Source organism: Streptomyces sp. RGM 3693 (genome assembly GCF_050471125.1).
Classification (GTDB): domain Bacteria; phylum Actinomycetota; class Actinomycetes; order Streptomycetales; family Streptomycetaceae; genus Streptomyces.
Map to the genome: position 1 here is coordinate 407,783 of NZ_JBMPPQ010000002.1, position 22,422 is coordinate 430,204.

Here is a 22,422-nt window from a genome sequence, read left to right on the forward strand (position 1 = left end):
TCAACGGCATCGGCAAGGGGACAGCGACAGCATGTACGGCTGGATCTGGCGGCATCTGCCGGGCACCACGTGGGTGAAGGCGCTGCTTTCCGTGGTGCTCGCCCTGGCGGTGGTCTTCGTGCTCTTCCAGTGGGTCTTTCCGTGGGCGGAGCCACTGCTCCCCTTCAATGACGTCACTGTCGACCAAGGGATGGCAGCCACCCGATGACCGCACGGATTCTCGTCGTCGACAACTACGACAGCTTCGTCTTCAACCTCGTCCAGTACCTCTACCAGCTCGGTGCTGAATGCGAGGTGCTGCGCAACGACGAGGTCGCTCCTCGCCACGCGCAGGACGGCTTTGACGGTGTGCTGCTCTCCCCGGGACCCGGTACGCCCGAGCAGGCCGGGGTCTGCGTCGACATGGTCCGGCACTGCGCGGACACCGGCGTCCCGGTGTTCGGCGTGTGCCTGGGCCTCCAGTCGATGGCGGTCGCCTACGGCGGGGTGGTCGACCGGGCCCCCGAACTGCTGCACGGCAAGACCTCGCCCGTCCTCCACGAGGGCGCCGGCGTCTTCGCCGGACTGCCCTCGCCGTTCACCGCCACCCGCTACCACTCCCTGGCCGTCGAACCGGACACCGTCCCCGACGAACTGACCGTCACCGCCTGGACGGAGGCCGAAGACGCCCCCGGCGGCCGGATCATCATGGGCCTGCGGCACCGTGAACTCCCCGTGGAGGGCGTGCAGTTCCACCCCGAGTCGGTACTGACGGAATGGGGGCACCGGATGCTGGCCAACTGGCTGGTGGAATGCGGCGACAAGGAAGCGGTGGAGCGTTCGGCGGGGCTTGCCCCGGTGGTCGGCAAGGCCGGCGCGTGACCGCGCTGCGCCCCGAACACGAAGGGCGGCCCTACGAGCCGCACGAGGACCCGCCGTACACACCGCACGAGCCGTACGCGCCCACCGACCCGTACGGCCGGTCCGACGTGTTCGAGACGGCGGTGGGGCGGCTCGACGACCCGCTGAACGACCCCCTGCCCGGCCGGTCGGCGGCGCCGCACCCGGACCCGTACGCGCGAGATGCACAGGACGCGTCCTCCGCCCGGGCCGGCGGAGGAGCCGGGGCGGAAGGCTCCCCCTGGTTCCGGCCCCGCCAGGACCCGCCGGCCTCCCCCCAGCCCGAGATGCCGGGCCCGCGGCGGCCGGCCCGGCACCGCAAGCCCGGCACCGGAGACACCCCGCCCGCGCCCCGGCCCGCGCCCGCGTACGGCCCCGAAACCGAGATCTACGGCCAGGTGAACGGCGGCTTCGGCCGCGGCGGCTACGCAGCACCCACCGGGCCCATATCCGGCCCGCACGGCCCGCACGGGGTCGCGGAGGCCCTCACCGCGCCCCTCCCCACGATCCCCCCGCTGCTTCCGTCGCGGTCCGGTCGGCCCGGGCGTTCCGCGCCGGCTGATGCCCCGCCGCGGTTGGACGACGAGACCATGGCGCTGCGCCAGGCCGAGCAGCCCGGAAGCGATGCTGTTTCACGTGAAACCAGCGCGGTCGTGGTTTCACGTGAAACCGACGCCGCCGCCGCTGTTTCACGTGAAACCACGACCGCCCTGGAGACGGGTGGCCGCGCGGCCCGCCGCAAGGCCGCCCAGGCGTCCGCCAAGCGTGGCGGCCGCCACGGTCGACGCGGCTCCCACGCCACCGCTGCTTCCGCCGTCGCCGCAACGGCAGCCGAGGCACCCAAGCCCCCCATGACCCGGGTCGAGGCCCGCCGGGCCCAGCGCGCCGCCAAGGACAGCCCCGGCCTGATCGCCAGCCGCGCGCTGGGCGAGGTGTTCATCACCCTCGGCGTGCTGATGCTGCTGTTCGTCACCTACCAGCTGTGGTGGACGAACGTGATGGCCGACGAGGAGGCCGGCGGTGCCGCCAACAACCTCCAGCAGCAGTGGGACAAGGGCGGCGGCGAGAAGAAGAACCTCGCGGCCGGCGAGCGCTTCGGCATCATGTACATCCCCAAACTCGACGTGAAGGCCCCGATCGCCGAAGGCATCGACAAGCACTCCGTCCTCGACCACGGCATGATCGGCCACTACGACGCCGCCAGCGGCATCAAGACCGCAATGCCCTGGGACAAGGCCGGCAACTTCGCCGTCGCCGCCCACCGCAACACCCACGGCGAGCCGTTCCGCTACATCAACCGCCTCACCAAGGGCGACAAGATCGTCGTGGAGACGCAGAGCGCCTACTACACCTACGAGATGGAGAGCGTCCTCCCGCAGACCTCTCCCAGCAACACCAGCGTGATCACCCCGGTGCCGCCCGGATCGGGATTCACCGGCCCCGGGCGCTACATCACCCTGACCACCTGCACCCCGGAATTCACCAGTACCTTTCGGTTGATCGTCTGGGGCAAGATGGTCGACGAGCGGCCGCGGAGCAAGGGCAAACCGGAAGCGCTCGCCGGCTGAGCGGACAACTGAAGGGGAGCTACGCGGTGACTGCCAGCGGAATCGACGAGGACCACGACCGGTCCGCGACGTCACCGGAGCCACGCCGGAGGTGGCAGACCTTCGCCACCGTCGTCAGCGTCATCGGTGAACTGCTCATCACGGCCGGCCTGATCCTGGGACTGTTCGTCGTCTACTCGCTGTGGTGGACCAACGTCCTCGCCGACCGCGAATCGCACAAGCAGGGCGACCAGGTCCGCAAGCACTGGGCCGCGGCCCCCAGCCCCAAGGGCCCGGGGGAACTGGACACCAAGGACGGCATCGGCTTCCTCCACGTCCCGGCGATGGACAACGGCGACGTGCTGGTCAAGAAGGGCACCGACAGCGAGATCCTCAACGAAGGCGTGGCCGGCTACTACACCAAGCCCGTCAAGTCGGCCCTGCCGCAGGACGAGAAGGGCAACTTCACCCTCGCCGCTCACCGCGACGGCCACGGCGCGAAGTTCCACAACATCGACAAGGTCAAGGTCGGCGACCCGATCGTCTTCGAGACCAAGGACACCTGGTACGTCTACAAGGTCTACGCGACGCTGCCGCAGACCTCGAAGTACAACGTGAACGTCCTCGACAAGATCCCGGCCGAATCCGGCAAGCACAAGGCCGGCCGCTACATCACCCTCACCACCTGCACCCCCGTCTACACCTCGGAGTACCGCTACATCGTCTGGGGCGAACTGGTCCGCACCGAGAAGGTCAACGCGGACCGCACACCCCCCAAGGAACTCCGCTAGTCCTGCGGCCCGCCCCGCACACGACGGAGCCCCGGCCGCCCTCCCAAGGGCCGCCGGGGCTCCGTCGTACGGACCGTTCCGGTGCTAGTGCTTCTTGCCCCAGCCGAAGGGCCCGCCGAAGATGCCTCCGCTGTTGTCGCCGTTGTTGCCACCCGCGGTGGTCAGGTTCACCGTGGTCGACGCGGGGTCGCCCTGGGTCCCCGGCTGCGGGTCCTGGTTGATGACCATGGCGTTGTCGTCCTGCGAACTGCCGCCCGCGAACTGGATGTTGGTGTAGCCCGCCTGCTGCAGGATCTGCTTGGCGTCCTTCACCTTCTTGCCCCGCACCTCCGGCACCTGCACCTGCGCCGCCTTGCCGACCGTCAGTGTGACCGTCGAGTTCTGGGCCGCCTGCTGGTTCCCGTCCGGGCTCTGGGCAACGACCTTGCCGTTCTGGGCCGGGTCGGTCACGTTCTGGTCGGGGCCCCGCTGGACCTGGAAGCCCAGGTCGGTCAGCTGCTTGCTCGCGGCGTTGAAGTCCTGGCCCTTGACGTCCGGAATGGTCGCCTTCGGCGCCGCCTTGGCTACCGTCAGCGTGATCTGGGCGTCCTTGGTCGTCTGGGACTGTGCGCCGGGGTTCTGCTTCGTGACGACGCCCGGCGTCCGGTCGGACACCTCTTCCGCCTTGGTGACGTTGGTGAAGCCCTTGCTGTTGAGCTCCTTCTCCGCCTGCTCGAAGGGGATCCCCTGCACGTCGGGAACGGTCACCTTCACCGCACCCGAGCACATCGTCACCTTGACCGTGCCGCCCTTGTCGATCTTCGCGCCGTCCGCCGGGTCCTGCTCGGTGACCTGGCCCTTCTTGGCGTTGTCGCACTCCTTGCTGCCGTTCTTGACGACCTTGAAGGAGCTGTTCTCGCCGAAGGACTTCGCATCCGCCAGCGACTTGCCGACGAGGTTGGGCACCGTGATGCTGTTGCTCTTGTTCCCGCCGCTGAACATCGCCTTGCCGATGAAGATCGCACCGACCAGCACCAGGATCGCCGCCAGCACCAGCAGGATCGTCGAGACGTTGCTCTTCTTCTGGCCGCCGCCCCGCCGCCGGTCCCCGCGGTCGTCGTAGCCATAGCCCCCGTCGTCCGGGTTTATCGGCGGCAGCATCGACGTCTTCGGACCGCCCGGGTCCTGCGCCCGCAGCAGCGTCGTCGGCTGGTCCTGCTCGCCGTAACCGACCGCGCCCAGCGCGGTGGTCGCCGCGACCGGCTGACCGTCCAGCGCCGCCTCGATGTCGGCCCGCATCTCGTCCGCCGACTGATAGCGGTAGTCCGGGTCCTTGACCAGCGCCTTCAGGACGATCGCGTCCATCTCCGGGGAGATCTCCGGATCGAAGGTGCTCGGCGGCTGCGGCTCCTCCCGCACATGCTGGTAGGCCACCGCGACCGGGGAGTCCCCGACGAACGGCGGCCGCACCGTCAGCAGCTCGTAGAGCAGGCAGCCCGTCGAATACAGGTCGGAGCGGGCATCGACCTGCTCGCCCTTGGCCTGCTCCGGCGAGAGGTACTGCGCGGTACCGATCACCGCCGCGGTCTGCGTCATGGTCATACCGGCATCACCCATGGCCCGGGCGATACCGAAGTCCATCACCTTGACCTGGCCGGCACGGGTCAGCATCACGTTGGCCGGCTTGATGTCGCGGTGCACGATCCCGGCGCGGTGCGAGTACTCCAGCGCCTGCAGCACACCGGTCGTCATCTCCAGCGACCGCTCGGGCAGCAGCTTCCGCCCGGAGTGCAGCAGCTCACGCAGCGTCGACCCGTCCACGTACTCCATGACGATGTACGGGATCGACACCCCGTCGACGTAGTCCTCGCCGGTGTCGTAGACCGCGACGATCGACGGATGGTTCAGCGAGGCGGCCGACTGGGCCTCACGGCGGAACCGGGCCTGGAAGGACGGATCGCGGGCGAGGTCCACCCGCAGCGTCTTCACTGCCACGGTGCGGCCGAGGCGGGTGTCATGCGCGAGGTAGACCTCCGCCATGCCACCACGGCCGAGCACCGAGCCCAGCTCGTACCGGCCGCCGAGGCGACGCGGCTCTTCCATAAGCTTCTCCAGCCCTCTCCGTCAGTCCCGACCGCACCCGTGTGTGGTCCGGCGGTGTGCTGCCCGGGCATACCGTACCCGGCACGCCGTACCGAACCGGACCGGAGCCGCAACCTGATACGTGACCGGTATCGCCATGACCGGCGTCACCGCTCGCCTTCGATGACCGCCTCCATCACGCCCTTCGCGATCGGAGCGGCGAGCTTTCCGCCGGCGATGTCGTCGCGGAGGGTGTCCGACCCCTCGATCACGACCGCCACCGCGACCGGGGTGCCCTTGGCGGTCTTCGCGTACGAGATGAACCAGGCGTACGGGTTGTCCTTGTTGTTCTCACCGTGCTGCGCGGTACCCGTCTTGCCACCGACCGTGACCCCGTCGATCTTCGCAGAGGTGCCCGTGCCCGAGTTGACCACGGTCTCCATGATGCTCTGGAGCTTCTGCGCGTTCTCCGGCTTCAGCGGCCGGCTCATCTCCTGCGGTGTGTGCTGCTGCACCACGTTGAGGTTCGGCGCCACCAGCTGCTCGACCATGTACGGCTTCATCAGCTTCCCGCCGTTGGCGACCGCCGACGCGACCATCGCCATCTGCAGCGGCGTGGCCCGGTTCGACGCCTGCCCGATGCCCGCCATCGCGTTCTGCGGCCGGTTGTCCTTCGGGTAGACGCTCTCCGCGGCTCGCACCGGAGTGTCGATCTTCGTGTTGTTGAAGCCGAACTTCTCCGCCTCGGCCTTCATCTTCGTGTTGCCGAGGTCCGCACTGACCTTGCCGAAGACGGTGTTGCAGGAGAGCCGCAGCGCCTCCCGCAGCGACACGTTCTCGCAGGCGATGCTGCCCTCGTTGTTCAGCGGCTGGTGCGCGGTGTCCGGCAGGATGAACGGCACCGGCGAGTCGGTCTTGGCGTCGACGTCGTTGTACAGGCCGTTCTCCAGCGCCGCGGCGGCCGTCACGACCTTGAACGTCGAGCCGGGCGGGTACGTCTGCCGCAGCGCCCGGTTCAGCATCGGCTCGTCCGGGTCGTTCTTCTTCTGCAGCGCGTTGTACGCGTCGGCGTCCTTGTTGCTCATCCCCGCGAACGTCGACGGGTCGTACGACGGGGTGCTGGCCAGCGCCAGGATCGCCCCGGTCTCCGGGTTGAGCGCCACCACCGCGCCCTTCTTGTCCCCGAGCCCGTCGAAGGCCGCCTTCTGCGCCTTGGCGTCGAGGGTGGTCACCACGTTGCCGCCCTTCTGCTTGCCGCCGGTGAACATGTCGACCGTGCGGCTGAAGAAGAGTCGGTCATCGGTGCCGGTCAGGATCGCGTCGTTCAGCTTCTCCAACTGGTTGGAGTCGAACGCCTGCGACGCGTAGCCGGTCACCGGCGCCCACATCTTGCCGTTCTTGTAGGTGCGCTTGTACTTGAAGTCACCGATGTCCGTGGTCGTCGAGCCGGTGACGGCCTTGCCGTCCACGATGATGTTGCCGCGCGGCGTGCTGTAGCGCTCGATCGCCACCCGGCGGTTGTGCGGATCGTTCTTGAGCTGGTCGCTCTGGACGAACTGCACCCAGTTCACGCGGATGAGCAGGGCAAGGACGAGCAGGCCGCAGAAGACCGCGACCCGTCGCAGGGGCTTGTTCACGGGCGGACCACCTGGGTCATCTCGGCGTCGGTGGACGGGGCGGGGGCGGGGGCGGGACGGCGCGCGGTGTCACTGATCCGGAGCAGGATCCCCACCAGCGCCCAGTTGGCGATGACGGACGAACCACCCTGGGCCAGGAACGGCATCGTCATACCCGTCAGCGGGATCAGGCCCGTCACACCGCCCGCGACGACGAAGACCTGCAGCGCGAACGCGCCCGACAGGCCGACGGCGAGCAGCTTGCCGAACGGGTCACGGGCCGCCAGCGCCGTACGGATACCGCGCTCGATCAGCAGACCGTACAGCAGCAGGATGCCCATCAGGCCGGCCAGGCCGACCTCCTCGCCGACGGTGGCGAGGATGTAGTCGCTCTTCGGCGCGATGCCCCGGATCAGCCGGGAGTAGCCCTGGCCGAGCCCGGAGCCGAGGATGCCGCCGGACCCGAAGGAGTACATCGCCTGTGCGGTCTCGGTGACACCGCCGTTGAGCAGCTCCAGCGGGTTGAGCCAGTTGTGGACCCGGACCTGGACGTGCGACTCGAACGTCGCGACGGCGACCGCGCCACCGCCGCTGAGCAGCAGACCGAACACGATCCAGCTGGTCCGCTCGGTGGCGACGTACAGCATCACCACGAACAGGCCGAAGAACAGCAGCGACGTACCCAGGTCGGTCTCGAAGACCAGGATCATCAGGCTCAGCGCCCAGACCACCAGGATCGGGCCGAGGTCACGGCCGCGCGGCAGGTACAGCCCCATGAAACGGCGGCTGGCCAGCGCCAGCGCGTCCCGCTTCACCATCAGGTAGCCGGCGAAGAACACCGCGATGATGATCTTCGCGAACTCGCCCGGCTGGAGCGAACCCAGCCCCGGGATCGTGATCCAGATCTTCGCGCCGTTCACACCGGGGAAGAACATCGGCGCGATCAGCAGCACCAGCGCGATCACCATCGAGATGTAGGTGTAGCGCTGGAGGACCCGGTGGTCCTTGAGGAAGATCAGGATGCCGATGAACAGGGCGACACCCAGCGTGGACCACATCAGCTGGTTCGGCGCCATCGCCGGACCCAGCGACGGCTCCTGGTCGAGCCGCCAGATGAACACCAGCCCCATGCCGTTCAGCAGCGTCGCGATGGGCAGCATCAGCGGGTCCGCGTACGGCGCCCACTTGCGGACGACGAGATGCGTGACCCCCGCCAACAGACCCAGCCCCAGGGCGTAGCCCAGCGCCCCGGCGGGCACCGAACCGTCCTTCGCCAGACCGACGTTGATGTAGGCGAAGACCGGGATCAGCACCGCGAAGACCAGCAGGGCCAGCTCGGTGTTGCGACGGCTCGGGGCGCCGAACGTGCCCACGGTCGTCGTGGTCGTTGTACTGCTCATGAAACCTCCGGCCCCCTACGCCCTCACTGCTGGGTGCTGCAATTCTTCTCCAGCTTCTGCTGCTCCTCGGAGGGAGTCTGGGTGGGGGTGGGTGTGGGGGTGGTGCCGGCCGTCGCGGACAGGGCACCGGTCACGCCGTTACCGGCGGCCGTGCCCGTCTTGCTGCCGGGCTTGCCGGGCTGGCCGCCCTTGCCCTTGGCGGCCGCGGCCGCCCGCTCGGCGGCCTCCCGCTGCTCCTTGGCCTGGCAGGCGTTGGCCTGCTTGCCGAGCTCGGTGACCTTCTCGCTGGCCTGGTTGCGGTTGTCGACCGCGATGGTCTCCTTGACCTGGTTGCGCTGGTACACCGGCAGGTACTTGAGTTCGATCTCGGGGTGGTCCTCGTCGACCGCATTCAGCTTGATCCACGCCAGGTCCTGGCTGATGCCGCGGTACAGCGCGACGTGGTCGTCCTTGGCGCCGACGAAGTACTGCGTCTGCGTCCACTGGTAGCCGGCGTACAGCCCGCCGCCGAGCACACCCAGCGCGAGCACTGTGAACAGCGACGCCTTGAGCCACTTGCCGCGTCGTCGCGGCTTGAGGAAGTCCTCGTCCGTGAACGCACCGAACGAGCCCTGCGGCATCCCGCCGGCCTCCGGGCCCCCGCTCCCGGGCGGCCCGAAGGCACCTCCCGGAGCCGCCGGGACGTCCCGGCGGCCCAGCTCGGCGGCGCGCGCCGCCGGTGTCTGGAGCGTGCTGGGGTCGTTCAGCTGGTTCTGGTTCTCGGCGACCGCGCCGACCACCACCGGGGTGTCGTTGAGCTGCCCGGCGGCCGCCTCGTTGCCGTCCACGTCCAGGACGTCGGCGACGATGCAGGTGATGTTGTCCGGCCCACCGCCGCGCAGCGCGAGCTGGATCAGCTCCTGCACTGTCTCGTGCGGCCCCTGGTAGCCGGCCAGGGTCTCTTCCAGCGTCTGGTGGCTGACGACTCCGGACAGCCCGTCCGAGCAGATCAGGTACCGGTCCCCGGCCCGGACCTCACGGATCGACAGGTCCGGTTCGACGTGGTCGCCACTGCCCAGCGCCCGCATCAGCAGTGACCGCTGCGGGTGGGTGGTGGCCTCCTCCTCGGTGATCCGGCCCTCGTCGACCAGCCGCTGCACCCAGGTGTGGTCCTGCGTGATCTGGGTCAGCATCCCGTCCCGCAGCAGGTACGCCCGCGAGTCCCCGACGTGCACCAGGCCGAGCCGCTGGCCCGTCCACAGCAGCGCGGTCAGGGTCGTCCCCATGCCCTCCAGCTGCGGGTCCTCTTCGACCATCACCCGCAGCTGGTCGTTGGCGCGCTGCACGGCGGTGCCCAGCGAGGTGAGGATGTCGGAGCCGGGAACGTCGTCGTCGAGCGAGACGAGCGTGGAGATCACTTCGGACGAGGCGACCTCACCGGCGGCCTGGCCGCCCATGCCGTCCGCGATGGCGAGCAGGCGGGGCCCGGCGTAGCCGGAGTCCTCGTTGCCCTCGCGGATCATGCCCTTGTGCGATCCGGCGGCGAAGCGCAGCGACAGACTCATGCGCACCTCACCCGTCGGCTCGGGGTACAGCCGGTCTCGTCGAGCCACACTGCCCACCCTCCGGTCGGGAGCACGCCCGGGTCCGCCGAGTGGACCGTTACGGCTCGCTCGCTCCGCTCGCTCATGTCGTACTACTTCCGCAGCTCGATGACGGTCTTGCCGATGCGGATCGGGGCTCCCAGAGGAATCGGAGTCGCGGTCGTCAGTCGGGTCCGGTCAAGGTACGTGCCGTTGGTGGATCCGAGGTCCTCGACGATCCACTGGCCGTCACGGTCCGGGTAGATCCTGGCATGCCTGCTGGACGCGTAGTCGTCGTCCAGCACGATGGTGGAGTCGTGCGCCCGCCCCAGAGTGATCGTCTGGCCCTGGAGGGCGACGGTCGTGCCGGCCAGCGTGCCTTCGGAGACCACCAGCTTGGTGGGGGCTCCGCGCCGCTGCCGGCCCGCGCCGCGGCCGCCGCTCTCCTGGCGGCGCTGCTGCTGCTGGGGAGCGGCCTGGCGCTGGGTACGCGGTTCGGGCCCGCCGCGTCGGGCGGCGCCGCGCTGTGTGACACGCGTGCCGAACAGATCGCTGCGGATGACCTGAACGGCCACGATGACGAACAGCCACAGTACGGCGAGGAAACCCAACCGCATGACCGTGAGGGTCAGCTCTGACATTGGCCCCGCTTCACCCTTCGGCTTGCCGGTAAACGATGGTGGTACTGCCCACGACGATCCGCGAGCCGTCGCGGAGATTAGCGCGGGTGGTGTGTTGTCCGTCCACCACGATCCCGTTGGTGGAACCCAGGTCCTGGACGGTGGGGGGTGTTCCGACCCGGATCTCGCAGTGTCGCCGGGAGACTCCCGGGTCGTCGATCCGCACGTCGGCGTCGGTGCTACGCCCCAGCACCAGGGTGCCCCGTGAGATCTGGTGACGGGTGCCGTTGATCTCGATCCAGCGCCTGGTCTGCGCGTACGGCTGCGGTCCGGCACTGGGCGCTGCCGCCCGGGGCACGGGCGGCGCACCGGGCGGTGGCGACGATGGCATGGGCGGGGCCACATGGCCGCCGGGAGGGTTCGGCGCACCGGTGGCGCGGGCCGCAGCGGCCTGGCCTGGCCGGTCCTGGGACGTGCTGGAGGCGAGGGTGCGGCTGCGGACGCGGTACAGGCCGGTGTCGAGATCCTCGGCCTTCTCCAGATGGACCTTGATCGGGCCCATGAAGGTGTACCGCTGCTGCTTGGCGTAGTCGCGGACCATGCCCGACAACTCGTCGCCGAGCTGGCCGCTGTACGGGCTCAGCCGCTCGTAGTCCGGAGTGCTCAGCTCGACGATGAAGTCATTGGGGACGACCGTGCGGTCGCGGTTCCAGATGCTGGCGTTGTTGTCGCACTCGCGCTGCAACGCACCGGCGATCTCAACGGGCTGCACTTCGGACTTGAACACCTTGGCGAAGGTGCCGTTGACGAGACCTTCGAGTCGCTGCTCGAAGCGCTTCAGTACTCCCACGGGGCACCTCCTTCCTCAGTCTTCCTCAGGGTCGTCCTGATACTGCTTACTGATCGTATCCACGCGCCGGGAAATCGGCTGGTTCCCCTTTCCTGCCTGGAGGACGAGTGTCGCCCACCACAGGGTTGCCCGGTGCCCGTCGTCGTTCCGTCGCTCTCCTCACGCCGCCTCTTGTGCACTGCGATCGTAGATGTGCCCCGTTACCAGTGTCCCGCAACCGTCGACCCGCCTCAGGGGGCGGGGGCCGACTCCGGCCAGCGCCCCGGCAGTCCCTCCGGTCAACGTGCGGCGATACCCCGGAGTGCCCCCGGGCCTCCGCAGGTGGGACCGGGGGAAAGGCGTGTGAAGCCACCCCCAACAGCGTGCTAATGTTCTCGATGTCGGAAGGCGCTCCCGCAAGACCCGGACCGAACAGCCCGGATCGCGTGAGAGAATAAACCGGCAGCACCCATGCGCGGGTGGCGGAATAGGCAGACGCGCTGGATTCAGGTTCCAGTGCCCGAAAGGGCGTGGGGGTTCAACTCCCCCCTCGCGCACAGATGAGACCCCCGGTCTCCGGAGAAATCCGGAGACCGGGGGTCTCGCGTTTTCCCCGGGAAACCGCGCGCCCGTCACCGCACGGCACGGCCGCGACGTGAGCCCGGCCACGTGAGCCGCGCGACGTGCGTCCTACGTCACATCCCCTGCTGCGCTTGGTCGTTCACGGCGTTTGGTGGGCGGGTGAGGTGACCGCCGTCACGTCCTGCACGGCGGTGGTGAAGGCACGCACCCGGGCGGTTTCCCGTGCCGCGTGGTGCACCACACCCAGTACCGAGTCCGGAAGTCCGGTGAGCGGAACGAAAACGACGTCACGGCGCCCGTGATAGTCGGCCGTCGGCCGGCACAGCAGCATCCCGCCCCGGCCCGCCGCCGTCAGCGTCAGGCCCTCCTGGAGGGTGCTGACCCTGGGGCCGGCGGGTATGGGGCGGCCTCCAGGGGTGGTGGCGGGCGCCTGTGCGGTGCGCCAGTACACCGGCGCCGGCCCGCTCGGGGAAATCAGGGGCAGCCCGGCCAGCTCCTCGGCGCTCAAGGACGCACGGGACGCCAGGGGATGCCGCACGGACAGTGCCACCGTCTGCGGTTGGGCCGAGAACACCGGGCCCAGGACGAGATCGGGCTCGGCGACCGGGAGGAGCGTCACCGCCACGTCCACCGCACCGCTGCGCACCGCACCGAACGGGTCGCAGAGCGGGATCTCCATGATTTCCGTGGCACATCGCGGATGCCGGGTGTGGAAGGCGTCGATGGCCCGCATGATCCGGTCGTCCACGGTCCCCTGGAAACCGACGGTGAGTCGGCCTTCGATGCCGCGGGCCGCCGTGCGGGCGCTCTCGACCGTGGCGCGCAGCGCGTCGTAGGCCGGGCGTAGGGAGGTGAGGAACTCCTCTCCCAGTGGGGTGAGGTGGACCCGGCGGCTGGTGCGGTCCACCAGGCGCGCCCCGATCCGGGACTCCAGGGAGCGCAGCAGTTGACTGATCCGGCTCTGCGAGACGTAGAGGCGTTCGCCGGTGCGGCCGAAGTGGAGCTCCTCGGACAGTACGAGGAAGCACTCCAGCTCGCGGAGTTCGAGGCCGGCGGCGCCGACGGGGCCGGCGGGGGCGGTCGGGCCGCTCATGAGTCCCTTCCCAGGTGCGGTCGATCGATGAGTTGTGCTCATAGAAGGGTGAGGAGTCCGTCCTTGTTCCCCCGTGGCGGCGGGCGTTGGCTGGGGGCCATGGCGAAGAGCGAGAGCGCGGGGGACACCGTGACTGTCACGGACCAGGCGAGAGACGGCCAACTGGACGCGGTGCAGGGGGAGGTGCGGCGTCTGCGGGGTGGTGGGTGGCCGGCGGTCGGGGCGTTGGCGGCGGCGACGTTCACGGTGGTGACGTCGGAGATGTTGCCGGTGGGGCTGCTGACGCCGATCGGCCGGGACCTGGGGGTGTCGGACGGGACGGCCGGGCTGACGGTGACCGTCACCGGCGTGGTCGCCGCGGTCGCCGCACCGGTGTTGACGCTGCTGATCGGACGCCGGGACCGGCGCGCTGTACTGGCCGTCCTGATGGGCACGCTGACCGCGGCGAACCTCCTGGCCGCGTACGCCCCGAACGTCGTGGTGCTGCTGGTGGCCCGGGTGCTGGTGGGGCTCGGGATGGGTGGGGTGTGGGCGATTGCTTCGGGGCTCGCGGTGCGGCTGGTGCCGGAGCGGCGGGTGGCCGCGGCCACGTCCCTGATATTCAGCGGGGTCGCGGTGGCGTCCGTCCTGGGCGTACCGGCCGGCGCGTTGGTGGGCGAACTGGGCGGCTGGCGGGCGGCGTTCGTGGTGATGGCCGGTGTCTGCGCGGCGGTGGTCGTCGCGCTGGCCGTCCTGCTGCCGCCGCTGCCGACGGCCGGTGCGGTACGGCTGGGCGGGGTGTTGGGGCTGCTGCGCCGGCCCCCGGTGCGCACCGGGCTGGTCCTGGTCGCGCTCCTGGTGGCGGGGCATTTCGCGGCGTACACGTATGTGCGGCCGGTGCTGGAGGAGGTGGCCGGTGCGCGGCCCGGGCAGATCAGCACCGTGCTGCTGGTCTTCGGGGTCGCCGGGCTGGTGGGGAACTTCGTGTCCGGCGCAGGCGCGGCGCGCTCCCCGCGGGCCGTTCTGCTGGCGATCTGCGGGGTACTGGCCGTCGCGGTCCTGCTGGTGCCCCCGATGGGGCACGCCGCCGGCGTGCTGGGCGCCGCGGCCCTGGTGGCCGTCTGGGGTCTGGCCTACGGGGGCGTGTCGGTCGGTACCCAGACCTGGTTGATGGCGGCCGCGCCGGATGCGCGGGAGGCGGCCTCGGCACTGTTCGTGGCGGTGTTCAACGCGGCCATTGCCCTGGGTGCGCTGGTCGGCGGGCGGGCCGCGGACGGCTGGGGGAGCGATGGCGTGATCTGGCTGGGCGGCGCGCTCGCGGTGGGTGCGCTGCTGACCGTGGCGTTGGGCCGGGGCCCGGCCCGGGGAGACGTGGCCGCGGGGTGAGGTGAACGGGGCGTGGGCCCGGGGTGCGGACCTACCGGCCGGAGGGCCGCGCAGCCACCGCTCCCGGGCCGTGCTTCTCAGCCCGGGAGCGGTGTGCCGTGGTTGCCGGACGGGGGCTGCGGTGCCGGACCGACCCGGTCCGGCCGAGGCTCCCGTCAGGCGACGGGGTGTCCGCTCAGGCAGCCAGGCGCGCGACCAGTTCCTTGGCCTTGGCCTCCGCCTGCTCGTGGGCCTTGGCGCGGGAGGTCTCGAACAGCGGGACCAGCTCGGCCATCGCCGGGTTGCTGGGGGCCATGGTCAGCTCCGGCACGATGAATTCCACGTCGAGGCCGAAGGCGCCGTTCAGGACGGCCTCCAGGTAGTTCTGGACGTACTCGAAGGGCTCGCGCGGGGTGCCCGGCGCGTAGGAGCCGCCGCGGCTGGCGACGACGATGACCGGCTTGCCCTTGACCGACGCGTTCTCGCCGGCGGTGCGGCCCATGATGATCGCCTGGTCGAGCCACGCCTTGAGGGTCGAGGGGATCGTGAAGTTGTACATGGGCGCGCCTATGACGATGGCGTCGGCCTGCTCCAGCTCCTCGGCCAGCTGGGTGCGCAGCGCGAAAGCGGCCTGCTGCTCCGGGGTGTGGGTGGCCGGGTCGGAGAAGGCGGCGGAGGCGGCGACGCCGTCCAGGTGCGGCAGCGGGTCGGCGGCCAGGTCGCGGTGGATGACGGTGCCGTCGGGGTGCTGCTCCTCCCAGGTCTTGCGGAACGCCGCGGTCACCGAACGGGACGCGGAGGCGCCCTCGGGGAAGACGGAGGAGTCGATGAGCAGGAGCGTGGCCATGGGGATCGGTCCTTCGCTAGGTGGCCGGGCGGGGCCGGCCACTAGTTGAATTCCGTACGTCACTATTCATAGCACAGGAGCTTACTTTTCTGCAGTAGCCAACGGGAAGGCGGTACCCTGGGTGCATGGTGGACCACAGCGAGGCGACGTGTAGACGGGTCGACGACGGCATGACGCGCGTCTTCGAGCTGTTCGGGAAGCGCTGGACGGGTCTGATCGTGGCCACCCTCATGCCCGGCCCTGTGCACTTCGCGGACCTGCGGCGCGCCATCCCCGGCATCAGCGAGCGGATGCTCTCCGACCGCCTGATGGAACTGGCGGCGACCGGTCTGGTCGTCCGCGAGGTCGACGCCGGGCCGCCGCTACGGGTCGCCTACCGGCTCACCGAGGCCGGCCGCGCCATGGAGCCCGCGCTCAAGGAGCTGGGTCGCTGGGCCGAGACCTACCTCGCTGACGGGGGGCAGTGCCCGGAGCGCTTCCGGCAGTAGAAGGGGGGTGGGTGCTGCGGCGGCACGGCGGCGCAGCACCGCGGGGCGCGCCGTCACCCCCGGCGCGTCAGCCGAGACGCTCCTGGGCGGCGTTGTAGCGCACCAGGTACGAGGCGAAGCGGTCGAGGTCCTCCCCGTTCCAGTCGGCGAGCCGCTCGTGGAACGCCTGACGGCGGCTGGCGGTCACGTTGGCGAGCACCTGGGCGCCCTCCTTGGTGGGGTGCAGGACCTGGACGCGGTGGTCGTCCGGATCGATGCGCCGCTCGACGAAACCGAGTTTCTCCAGCGCCGCGATTTGCCGGCTGACCGTGGACTTGTCCAGGTAGTAGTGCGCCGCGAGGTCGGTGGCGCGGCATCCCTGCTGGTCATCGAGGTGTGCGAGCAGGGTGTAGGAGACCAGGGAGAGCTCGGGGTGCATCCGGGCGGCGGTCGCGCGGGCGCGCCGGGCGAACGCGGTCATCTCCTGCTGGATGGTCTCGACGGAGTCGTCGCGGTGGGTCACGGAGTTGCCTTTCGGTGAACTAGTTGTATAGTACAACGTGGCGTGAGAGTTGTAATAGCCAACTACTGCGCGGGCGGCTGCCCGCCCCAGCCACCGGAGCCACCCCCCCCTGGCCACAGCTGAACGACGACGACCGGACCGCCACCCCACCGGCCCCCGGACGACTACTGAGAAGGCTTGCCCATGACCGCGGACCGACGACGTCCCGACCACCACAGCGACCACCGAAGCGACCGGCACCCCGCCCGGCGCGCCGACCTGCGCCACGTGGTGACACACCTGATCACCCCGCTCCTGATGTGCATCGGGATGGGACTCGCCTACCTCGGCGCATTCGCCAACCCCTCACCGCACCACCTGCCCGTCGCCATCGTCGGAACCGGCACGCACGCACAGGTCCTCGCCCAGACGATCAACGACACGGCACACGGTGCACTCGAAGCACGCACCGTCCCCGACCGCGCCACCGCCACCGACCAACTGAAGAACCAAGAGATCTTCGGCGCGTACCTGGCCGGCGGGAACAACCCCACGGGCACCGGCAGCAAGACGACCGCGACCCCCTTCGGTGGCGCCGGCACACAACGCACCCCCGAACTCCTGGTGGCCACCGCCGGATCCGACACCAGCGCCACCGTCGTCCAGAAGGTCTTCACCCCGCTCGCCGCCCAACAAGGCGCCCCGCTGAAGGTCACCGACATCGCCCCGACCGCCGAGAACGACCCCACCGGACAGGGCATCTTCTTCCTCCTGGTCGCCATCAGCATCGGCTCCTACGCCTCGGTCGCCGTGATCGGCGGCGCCGGCGCCGTCCTCCCGATGCGGCTCCGCGCCACCCTGGCGATCGGCACCTCCTTCGTGGTCAGCCTCATCGGGACGCTCTTCGCCGGACCGGTCTTCCACCTCGTCGACCACGGCCTGTGGGCCCTGTGGAGCATGGCCTGGCTGTACTCCGCCGGCATCCTGCTCATCGGCACCGGCCTGCACACCTTCCTCAAGCGCTGGACCACGCTCGGCGTCATGACGCTGTTCGTGATGCTCAACTTCACCTCCTCCGGCGGCATCTTCCGCCCCGAGATGCAAAACGGCTTCTTCGCCGCCCTGCACTCCTTCTGGAACGGCGCCGGCTTCGTGGAAGGCACCCGCAGCCACGTCTACTTTGACGACCACGGCCTCGCCGGACACGTCTGGACCCTCGTGGGATGGCTGCTCGTCGGCCTGCTGATGATCGGCGTAGCCGCACTCGCCGAGAAGCGGCGGCGCACCGCCGAAGCCGAAACGATCGCCAACGCCGGCGTCGTGGCCGCCGCCGCAGTGGCGGCCACCGTGCCCGAACGCGCCCCAGGACGCGACCTCGGACGGGCCGCAGTACCGACCGAAACGGAAGCGGAAGCGGAGAGGGAAGCCGAGATGGAGGAGGAGATGGAGGAGGCCGTGGGGGTGTAGTCGACGCTCCCACAGGGCCGCGGCCGGGCGCACTGCCCGGCCGGCTCCGTTTCCTGACCAGGTTTTCTGACGTCGTTTTCTGACCAGCTGGTGCTTCGGTGTGGGCTGTGCCTTGCGTGCAGTGCTGCGTTGCGCGTTCTGCTTTGCGCCTGCCGTGGGGTCTCCGGCCTGTTTTCTCTTTTCTTTTCTTCTGTTCTTTCTGTTCTTTCTGCGGTTGTGGTTGCGGCTTCCTCTCGTTGGTTGCGGTTTCGGTGGGGCCTGTCCGCTTCCGGTGCTCGGGGCGTGGCTGGTGCCGCTCGGCGTCCGGATCCGCCGCCCTGCCCGCCTCCGAAAGTTATCCACAGGCCCGGCCGGCACCGGACGGATATCGGTAACGTCATTGATCGGCGAGCCGGAACGACCGGTGAGCCGGACGGATGCGGGGGATGCCGGTGTGCCAGCGCACACCCGGGATGCCGCGCGAAACCAGGGTCGTGAAGGGGGAGGTGGCCCGCCGTGTCGCGTGTGCCATACGTACCGGGGTTCGCACGAGCGGACGAGGAAGGACCGTCGGCCAAGGACGTGGGCCGGGCACTGCGGGAGCAACTACCCCGCGGCGAGCAGGCGGCTCTGCGGATCACAGTCGGGAGGCCCGACGCGGTCGCGTCGGTCGAGGAATCCAACGCCGGGCGACTGCCCGAACTGACGCCCATACGGGTCGGGCGGATGGCCGCCAGCCCCTTCGCGTTCCTCCGCGGCTCGGCCGGACTCATGGCCCACGACCTGGCGGAAAGCCCCGTCACGGGAATCGGGGCCCAGATCTGTGGCGACGCACACGCCGCGAACTTCGGCCTCTACGCCGACGCCCGCGGCGGCCTGGTCATCGACCTCAACGACTTCGACGAGACCGTCCACGGCCCCTGGGAATGGGACGTCAAACGGCTCGCGACCTCAATAGTCCTGGCCGGCCGGGAAGCGGGCGGCAGCGAAGAAGCCTGCCGGGCCGCGGCCCAGGACGCCGCCGGCGCCTACCGACGCACCATGCGGCTGCTCGCCAAGCTCCCGGTGACCGAGGCGTGGAACGCCATCGCCGACGAAGAACTGGTCTCGCACACCGACGCCCGAGACCTACTGGGCACACTGGAGCGGGTCGAGGCCAAGGCGCGCAAGAACACCAGCGCGCGCTTCGCGGCGAAATCCACCGAGCGCGGACCGGACGGCGGCCTCCGCTTCGTGGCCGCGCCGCCGGTGCTGCGCCAGGTGCCGGACGCCGAGGCAGCGGCAGTCGCCTCGTCACTCGCCGACTACCTGGAAACCCTCCCCGAGGACCGGCTGCCCCTACTGGCCAGGTACGCCGTGCACGACGTCGCCTTCCGCATAGTCGGGACCGGCAGCGTCGGACTGCGGTCATACGTGGTGCTGCTGCTGGACCACCGTGGCGAGCCCCTGGTCCTCCAGGTGAAGGAGGCCCGCCGCTCCGTGCTGGCGGCCTACGTGACCAAGGTCGGCTTCCCAGCACCTCCGGCGGAACACGAGGGACGACGCGTGGTGCTCGGCCAACACCGCATGCAGGTGGTCAGCGACCTGCTGCTGGGATGGACGACGGTGCGAGCGGGCACGACGGACGGCATACCCGGCAGAACCAGGGACGAACGGCAGGCCGGAACGGAGGCACCGGACGGTCCGGGCGCCGGACTGCCCTTCCAGGTACGGCAGTTCCGGAACCGCAAGGGCAGCGTCGACCCGGCCCAGCTGACCGGCGGACAGCTCGACGACTACGCCCGGATGACCGGCGCGCTCCTGGCCCGCGCCCACGCCCACAGCGCCGACCCACGCATCGTGGCCGGCTACTGCGGCAAGGGCGAGGCGCTCGACGAGGCGATAGCGGCCTTCGCGGTGGCCTACGCGGAGCGCACGGAAGCAGATCACGCGGACCTGGTCGCGGCGATCCGTAGTGGACGGATTGCGGCGGAGAGCGGGGTTTGAGGGGAGCTTGGGGGGGGTGGGTGGGGCGAGAGGGGGGAGGGGGAGGGGCCCCGAGGAGCGTGTGGATTGCGGGCCCTCCCCTCCCACCCCACCCAACGGCCACAGCAGGCCGTCCGCCACACCGCCTAGGCTCCCGGGGGTCCCTGCCCCGCCCGAGCCCTGCCGCACCCGGGTCCCCACCGGATCCCACCCGCATGCTCCAGGTGCGGCCCGGTGCCCCGTTCCCGTAGGGCCGTACGCTGACCGGGTGACGAACTCGCACGCGGAGAACGCGCAGGACGGCCAGGACCGACCGGACGTACCGGGGGCACCCGGCGCCCCGGCCGAACCGGGGGCGGAGTGGGGCGGCCGGGGTGCCGCTGCCTCCGGTGGGAGCCCGGAGGGCGTGGGCGGTGATGCGGACGCGCGGGACGAGGCGACGCGGCGGTTGGCGAAGGCCGTGTTGGCGGCCGAGCAGGCTCTGATCGAGTTCGAGATCGCGGTGGAGACCTTCCGGGTGGAGGTGGAGAACTTCTCCCGGCTGCACCACCAGCGGCTTGGCCCCATGTACGCGCGGCTGGACGAGCTGGATGCGCAGATCGCGGAGGCCGTGGCGGCGCGTACCGGCGACCCCGAGGACATCCGCAAGGCCCGCGCGGCGCGTGCGTCGGTGATGCCGATGCCGGAGGTGGAGGAGCTGTTCCACGGTTGGCTCGGGTCGGAGGGGCTGTTCCCTGAGGCGCAGGCGATGCTCACCGACCAGCCGGTTCAGCCGCCGCCGAAGGTTCGGCCCAGCGAGGAGGCCCGCAAGATCTACCGGGACCTGGTGCGTCGGGCGCATCCGGACCTGGCACGGGACGATGCGGAGCGGGCCCGGCGGGACGGGTTCATCGCGCGGGTCAATGCTGCGTACGGGCGGGGCGACGTGGCGTTGCTGTCGGAGCTGGTGCGGGAGTGGGAGGCCGGTCCGGCGCCTGTTGAGCGGCGGCCGAGTGAGAGTGAGGAGCTCTACGCCCGGCTGGAGTGGCTGGCCGAGCGCAAGGAGCTGCTGGCTTCCGTCGCTGCGGATCTGGAGGGCAGCGCGATCGGCGCGATGATCAAGATGGCGCCGGATGATCCGGACAGCCTGCTGGACGAGATCGCCGAGAAGCTGCTGGCCGATGTCCGGGAGCGCGAGGCGTACCTCGCTCAGCTGGTCGGGTAGCGTCGGGAGTATGCATTTTGGTTCTGTGCCCACGGTCGGTGTCGATGCCCTCACGCCCGAGGACTTTCTTCTGGACGTCCGTGAGGACGATGAGTGGGAGGCTGGGCACGCCGAGGGTGCGCTGCACATCCCGATGAGTGAATTCGTCGCCCGTTATGGGGAGTTGACGGAGGCTGCGCCCGAGGACGGCAAGATCTATGTGCTGTGTCGGGTCGGTGGGCGCTCGGCTCAGGTGGCGCAGTATCTGGTCCAGCAGGGCGTCGACGCGGTGAATGTCGCGGGCGGTATGCAGGCGTGGGAGGCGGCCGGGCGTCCGGTGGCGGACGGTAAGGGCGGCGTGGGGACGGTCGTCTAGGCCAGCGGGGTCGGGGCTTCCCGTAGGCGCTGTCCTTTGGGGCGTTGCCGTTCCGCTGGTGTGTCAGCTGAGCGGGTGTGCGGCGAGGAGTTCGCCGAGTGCTTCTTCGTGGGCGGCTGCGGGGCCCAAGGAGAGTTCGAGTTGTTTGGCCCAGGCGTGGTAGCGGTGCAGCGGGTAGTCGGTGTCGGCGCCGAAGCCGCCGTGGAGGTGCTGGGCGGTCTGGACGACGCGGCGGACGCCTTCGGAGGCCCAGATCTTGGCGACCGCGATGTCCCCGGCGGGCGGTAGGGGGCCCGCTGCTCCGGTGGTGAGGCGCCAGGCTGCCTGCCAGAGGGTGGCCTCCATGGCGCGCAGGTCGATGAAGCGGTCGGCGGCCTGGATGGCGACGGCCTGGAAGGTGGCCAGGGGGAAGCCGAACTGTTCGCGTTTCCCGGTGTAGTCGCTGGTCATGGTCAGGACACGTTCGCCGAGGCCCAGTGCGAGTGCGCAGGTGCCGGTGGTGAGCAGGTCGCGCAGGGTGTCCCAGGCGGCCGGGTTGGTGAGTGTGTCCCGGGCGTCGATGCGTACAGAGTCGAGGTGGGCCTCGGCGTAGTGCTCGCCGTTGGTGGATGTCTGGTCGTTGAGGGCGAGGCCGGGGTGGTTCCGGGGGACGAGCGCGAGGAGGGTGCGGCCGTCGGGGGTGTGGGCGGGGAGCAGGATCCGGTCGGCGGCGCGGGCCCAGGGGATGGCGGTTTGGGTGCCGTCGAGGGTCCAGGTGGTGTCGTCCTGGCGGGCGGTGACGGCGAGTTCGGCCGGGTCGTGGCCGGTGCGGCCGCTGGAGGCGGCGGTGATGACGAGGTTGCCGGTGGCGATCTGCGGCAGTACGTCGGCTCGTAGGTCGTCGGGTGCGTATTTCTGGAGGGTGTGCGCGGTGGCGTAGGACTCCAGGAGGGGGACGCGGGCGAGGACCTTGGCGGATTCGCGCAGGACGAGGCAGAGGGCGATGGGGTCGAGGCCCGCGCCGCCGTGCTCGGGTGCGAGGGGGAGGCCGAGGAGGTCGGCGTCGGCGAGTGTGCGCCACAGGGGGCGGTCGAAGTCGTCGGCGACGGGGCCGTGGGTGAGTGCCGGGCTGGGGACGCCGTCGGGGGCGACTGCTGAGAAGACGCCTTGTGCCGTTTCGATGGCGGCCTGTTGTTCTTCGGTGAAGGTGAAGTCCACTGGTCCGGCCTCCCGCGTCGCGCCGTCGGAATCCGACGTGTGAGATCTGACGAGGCGTCAAGGTAGAACATGTTGCAGGAATTGGGAATGGCGCGGACGCGGACGGCACCGGGTG

20 protein-coding genes and 1 tRNA gene are annotated in these 22,422 nt (G+C 70.1%); 11 read left to right on the top strand and 10 right to left on the bottom strand.

Annotated features, from left to right (window positions below; translation table 11 throughout):
- The first annotated feature begins 31 nt into the window (after positions 1-31).
- The 4 genes from ACO0M4_RS19145 to ACO0M4_RS19160 are packed head-to-tail and all read left to right on the top strand — an operon-like array spanning position 32 to position 3,217.
- Entirely contained in the window at positions 32-208 is a 177-nt protein-coding gene (locus ACO0M4_RS19145) for a hypothetical protein (RefSeq protein WP_344574830.1), read from the top strand.
- Entirely contained in the window at positions 205-861 is a 657-nt protein-coding gene (locus ACO0M4_RS19150) for an aminodeoxychorismate/anthranilate synthase component II (RefSeq protein ID WP_430371911.1), read from the top strand. Before ACO0M4_RS19145 ends, ACO0M4_RS19150 begins: the two co-directional genes overlap by 4 nt.
- The gene (locus tag ACO0M4_RS19155; RefSeq protein WP_430371913.1) at positions 858-2,447 is read left to right on the top strand and encodes a class E sortase; all 1,590 of its coding nucleotides are present in this window, start codon (positions 858-860) and stop codon (positions 2,445-2,447) included. Before ACO0M4_RS19150 ends, ACO0M4_RS19155 begins: the two co-directional genes overlap by 4 nt.
- A gap of 26 nt (positions 2,448-2,473) precedes the next feature.
- Positions 2,474-3,217, top strand: coding sequence for a class E sortase (locus ACO0M4_RS19160; RefSeq protein ID WP_430371914.1), 744 nt, complete (start codon positions 2,474-2,476; stop codon positions 3,215-3,217).
- An 84-nt stretch (positions 3,218-3,301) separates the two neighbouring features.
- On the opposite strand, the gene pknB is transcribed toward ACO0M4_RS19160, so the two are convergent.
- The 6 genes from pknB to ACO0M4_RS19190 all read right to left on the bottom strand — a co-directional run bounded on the left by pknB (position 3,302) and on the right by ACO0M4_RS19190 (position 11,326).
- Positions 3,302-5,299: a Stk1 family PASTA domain-containing Ser/Thr kinase gene (pknB, locus tag ACO0M4_RS19165; RefSeq protein WP_430371915.1), complete on the bottom strand. Its 1,998-nt coding sequence runs from the start codon at positions 5,297-5,299 to the stop codon at positions 3,302-3,304.
- A gap of 146 nt (positions 5,300-5,445) precedes the next feature.
- A complete protein-coding gene (locus tag ACO0M4_RS19170; protein WP_430371917.1) occupies positions 5,446-6,915 on the bottom strand; it encodes a peptidoglycan D,D-transpeptidase FtsI family protein in 1,470 nt (489 codons plus the stop codon).
- Positions 6,912-8,294: an FtsW/RodA/SpoVE family cell cycle protein gene (locus ACO0M4_RS19175; RefSeq protein WP_430371919.1), complete on the bottom strand. Its 1,383-nt coding sequence runs from the start codon at positions 8,292-8,294 to the stop codon at positions 6,912-6,914. The genes ACO0M4_RS19170 and ACO0M4_RS19175 overlap by 4 nt, the downstream gene beginning before the upstream one ends.
- Positions 8,295-8,317: 23 nt before the next feature.
- On the bottom strand, positions 8,318-9,838 hold the full coding sequence (locus ACO0M4_RS19180) for a PP2C family protein-serine/threonine phosphatase (protein WP_430371920.1): 1,521 nt from the start codon (positions 9,836-9,838) through the stop codon (positions 8,318-8,320).
- Positions 9,839-9,969: 131 nt separating this feature from the next.
- Positions 9,970-10,497, bottom strand: coding sequence for an FHA domain-containing protein FhaB/FipA (locus ACO0M4_RS19185; protein ID WP_430371922.1), 528 nt, complete (start codon positions 10,495-10,497; stop codon positions 9,970-9,972).
- Positions 10,498-10,507: 10 nt separating this feature from the next.
- The gene (locus ACO0M4_RS19190) at positions 10,508-11,326 is read right to left on the bottom strand and encodes an FhaA domain-containing protein (RefSeq protein ID WP_430371924.1); all 819 of its coding nucleotides are present in this window, start codon (positions 11,324-11,326) and stop codon (positions 10,508-10,510) included.
- A 452-nt stretch (positions 11,327-11,778) separates the two neighbouring features.
- Here ACO0M4_RS19190 and ACO0M4_RS19195 point away from each other — a divergent pair.
- Positions 11,779-11,862 (top strand) — tRNA-Leu (locus ACO0M4_RS19195).
- A 164-nt stretch (positions 11,863-12,026) separates the two neighbouring features.
- Here the strand turns inward: ACO0M4_RS19195 and ACO0M4_RS19200 are convergent.
- A complete protein-coding gene (locus ACO0M4_RS19200; protein WP_430371925.1) occupies positions 12,027-12,980 on the bottom strand; it encodes a LysR substrate-binding domain-containing protein in 954 nt (317 codons plus the stop codon).
- Positions 12,981-13,109: 129 nt separating this feature from the next.
- Between ACO0M4_RS19200 and ACO0M4_RS19205 the strand changes: the two genes are divergently transcribed.
- Positions 13,110-14,345, top strand: a complete 1,236-nt coding sequence (locus tag ACO0M4_RS19205; RefSeq protein ID WP_430371927.1) for an MFS transporter — start codon at positions 13,110-13,112, stop codon at positions 14,343-14,345.
- A gap of 175 nt (positions 14,346-14,520) precedes the next feature.
- Here the strand turns inward: ACO0M4_RS19205 and ACO0M4_RS19210 are convergent, their stop codons facing one another.
- Positions 14,521-15,171 (bottom strand): FMN-dependent NADH-azoreductase, encoded by a 651-nt coding sequence (locus ACO0M4_RS19210; protein ID WP_430371928.1) that lies wholly within the window; start codon positions 15,169-15,171, stop codon positions 14,521-14,523.
- 125 nt (positions 15,172-15,296) lie between these two features.
- Between ACO0M4_RS19210 and ACO0M4_RS19215 the strand changes: the two genes are divergently transcribed.
- A complete protein-coding gene (locus ACO0M4_RS19215) occupies positions 15,297-15,659 on the top strand; it encodes a winged helix-turn-helix transcriptional regulator (protein ID WP_430371929.1) in 363 nt (120 codons plus the stop codon).
- Between the two features lie 67 nt (positions 15,660-15,726).
- Here ACO0M4_RS19215 and ACO0M4_RS19220 read toward each other — a convergent pair whose 3' ends face one another.
- A complete protein-coding gene (locus ACO0M4_RS19220; RefSeq protein ID WP_390010985.1) occupies positions 15,727-16,161 on the bottom strand; it encodes a MarR family winged helix-turn-helix transcriptional regulator in 435 nt (144 codons plus the stop codon).
- A 183-nt stretch (positions 16,162-16,344) separates the two neighbouring features.
- On the opposite strand from ACO0M4_RS19220, the gene ACO0M4_RS19225 reads away from it, so the two are divergent.
- The 4 genes from ACO0M4_RS19225 to ACO0M4_RS19240 all read left to right on the top strand — a co-directional run bounded on the left by ACO0M4_RS19225 (position 16,345) and on the right by ACO0M4_RS19240 (position 21,110).
- Entirely contained in the window at positions 16,345-17,607 is a 1,263-nt protein-coding gene (locus tag ACO0M4_RS19225) for an ABC transporter permease (protein ID WP_430371930.1), read from the top strand.
- Positions 17,608-18,102: 495 nt separating this feature from the next.
- Positions 18,103-19,572 (top strand): DUF2252 domain-containing protein, encoded by a 1,470-nt coding sequence (locus ACO0M4_RS19230; protein ID WP_430371931.1) that lies wholly within the window; start codon positions 18,103-18,105, stop codon positions 19,570-19,572.
- Positions 19,573-19,819: 247 nt separating this feature from the next.
- Positions 19,820-20,755 (top strand): J domain-containing protein, encoded by a 936-nt coding sequence (locus tag ACO0M4_RS19235; protein ID WP_430371932.1) that lies wholly within the window; start codon positions 19,820-19,822, stop codon positions 20,753-20,755.
- A gap of 10 nt (positions 20,756-20,765) precedes the next feature.
- Positions 20,766-21,110, top strand: coding sequence for a rhodanese-like domain-containing protein (locus ACO0M4_RS19240; RefSeq protein ID WP_430371933.1), 345 nt, complete (start codon positions 20,766-20,768; stop codon positions 21,108-21,110).
- 63 nt (positions 21,111-21,173) lie between these two features.
- Here the strand turns inward: ACO0M4_RS19240 and ACO0M4_RS19245 are convergent, their stop codons facing one another.
- Complete coding sequence (locus ACO0M4_RS19245) at positions 21,174-22,307, bottom strand: acyl-CoA dehydrogenase family protein (RefSeq protein ID WP_430371934.1); 1,134 nt, start codon at positions 22,305-22,307, stop codon at positions 21,174-21,176.
- Between the last annotated feature and the right edge of the window lie 115 nt (positions 22,308-22,422).